Origin of the sequence: Streptococcus oralis SK304 (assembly GCF_000287715.1) — a bacterium.
Taxonomy (GTDB): Bacteria; Bacillota; Bacilli; order Lactobacillales; family Streptococcaceae; genus Streptococcus; species Streptococcus oralis_Y.
Genome location: NZ_ALJN01000003.1, coordinates 1 through 1,978 on the forward strand (window position 1 = coordinate 1; position 1,978 = coordinate 1,978).

General features: G+C 35.4%; 2 protein-coding genes and 1 pseudogene. All 3 read right to left on the reverse strand.

Features of this window, described 5'->3' with window-relative positions; translation table 11 throughout:
- Positions 1-188: 188 nt before the first annotated feature.
- A complete protein-coding gene (locus tag HMPREF1125_RS03255; RefSeq protein ID WP_000061957.1) occupies positions 189-677 on the reverse strand; it encodes a hypothetical protein in 489 nt (162 codons plus the stop codon).
- Positions 674-1,645 carry a polymorphic toxin type 44 domain-containing protein gene (locus tag HMPREF1125_RS12430; protein WP_329610190.1) on the reverse strand — a complete coding sequence of 324 codons (972 nt, stop codon included), beginning with the start codon at positions 1,643-1,645 and terminating at the stop codon, positions 674-676. The genes HMPREF1125_RS03255 and HMPREF1125_RS12430 overlap by 4 nt, the downstream gene beginning before the upstream one ends.
- Positions 1,628-1,978 (reverse strand): annotated as a pseudogene (locus tag HMPREF1125_RS12950) (virulence protein); the annotation flags it as partial. The gene HMPREF1125_RS12430 and the pseudogene HMPREF1125_RS12950, both read right to left, overlap by 18 nt.

Here is a 1,978-nt window from a genome sequence, read left to right on the forward strand (position 1 = left end):
CAGCTCACCTGAGTCTAAAAAGGAAATCAGGTGGTCACATCCACTAGATAAGCGGTCTGTGACTTCATTTGCGACTTGGAGGTTGTTGGTCTCATCGAAAATAACAATCAGACCTTCATTAAATGAGCAAATAAGTCTCCTTTACTAAATAATTGCGACGAGAGAGGCTTAGTTTACGGTTCTAAAATCTACCTATCCACCACTTGAGCTTCAAAGTGAGCTGGCTTGTCGTCTACATTGGTGATGGTTATTGTATAGGACTTGTTATTGGTTACATTAAAAACTTTTTCCCCTTTGTAACTGACAACAATTCCATCCTGCACTAATTTAATATCTTTTTGATTATTGGGTAACTCTTCATCAGCATCTTCTGAATGATGGCTTCGAACAAGTTTTTGCCCTTCAACATCATAAAAAATATCGCCATGAATCTCAAACCAAACTCCTGAACCTGATAATTTAAGCTTATTAGTATCATTTTTTTTCAAGATTAATTCTGAGTAGTATTCTACATCATGTGTCCGAGAATTTACTGTAAAGTTAGCCGACTCTCCTGGTTGCAGAGTATACTTACCAAGATTTTGTGCCCATAGATTAAAGAAAAAAATAGCCGCCAAAACTACAACAAGTGTTAAACTACAACCTAAATTCCAATTCGATTTTTTCTTCATGCTCATTTGTAACTCTCCTTATAGTCGTTAATTCCGTCTTGAATCATCTTAGCATCTCCTGGATTATCTCCATAATTTCCATTGATAGCATTGTTTATATACTTGATAGCATCTTTATCAGACAGTCCTTGAGCTACTCCGGCTCCTATTTTCAAGTACTCATCACTAGATTCTAAATAACCTTTACCAACATAGCCAAAAAGATAATTTCCAAGGTAGTCAGACTCCATTCCTTCTTCCCATTGTCGACCCCAAATTGAAAAAGGGTAATCTTCTCTATAAACTCGATTTTTTAGGTCTAGGGGTTTATTAGAATTAACTAAATCTATAAATGTTCCATTATCTCCAATCTTATTCCCTATAGCAATCGAATTATCAATTCTTCCATTATCACCAGGGCTTTTCCATATACTTCTGCCTCTTTGAATTAATTCACCCTTTTTTACATCCTCTAAATTTTTAACATCTAATACATCTCTTCCCATATTTTGCGTCACTACTTTTATATTAATTTTTGATGTTAACGATTTGTAAAATTCTTTTTCTATATCATTCATCCTATTCTGGATTATTTGATTATTTTTCCCCCAGTCTTCTCCCATCTTTTTTCTCTTCTTCCAATACTCCTCAAACGCTTCTCTGTTATTATAAAACAAATAATCTTCATAAGCTTTGACGATTAAGTCTACTTTTTCCATAGAAGTTTTGTTGCTCTTTTTTATTGTTTCAACTTTTTCCTTCAGTTTCTCTGGATTAGCTCTATTGGTAGCCTCCGCTTTCAATTTTTCTGTTACAACTTGAGGAAATTGTATTTGGGGATGGTGATGTACATAAGATTCTAAAATTTGGAACTCTTTATCGCTAAGTTCTTTTCCATTTTCCAACTTATCTAAGATTTTCTGGTATTCTTTATGCAAATCCTTAGCTTTCTTAGAAGAATCATATTTTGCACTCTCAATCTTCACATCCTTCATCTTCTGTACCCAGCTCATGTCCACACCGCCCGCATAGTAGTTACCATCGCTATCAACAATGATTTTACTTAGTTGCATGGCTCCTTTGATGGCTAAGCCAAGGACTTCTAGACTATCGTTGAAATACTGGGAAACCTGTGAGACAAAAAATTCTAGTTTTTCAATCTTATCATCCAAATCCTGAATACCTGACTCGATTTGAGACTTGGTATTGTAGAGGATGGTCTTCTCAGAGAAGGCTTTCCCCCAATTGAGACTAAAGAGGTCTGTGATTTGATTTAGCCAGTTCTCCCTCACTTGAATCTGAGCTTCTACGATAGCTAACTGCTCTTC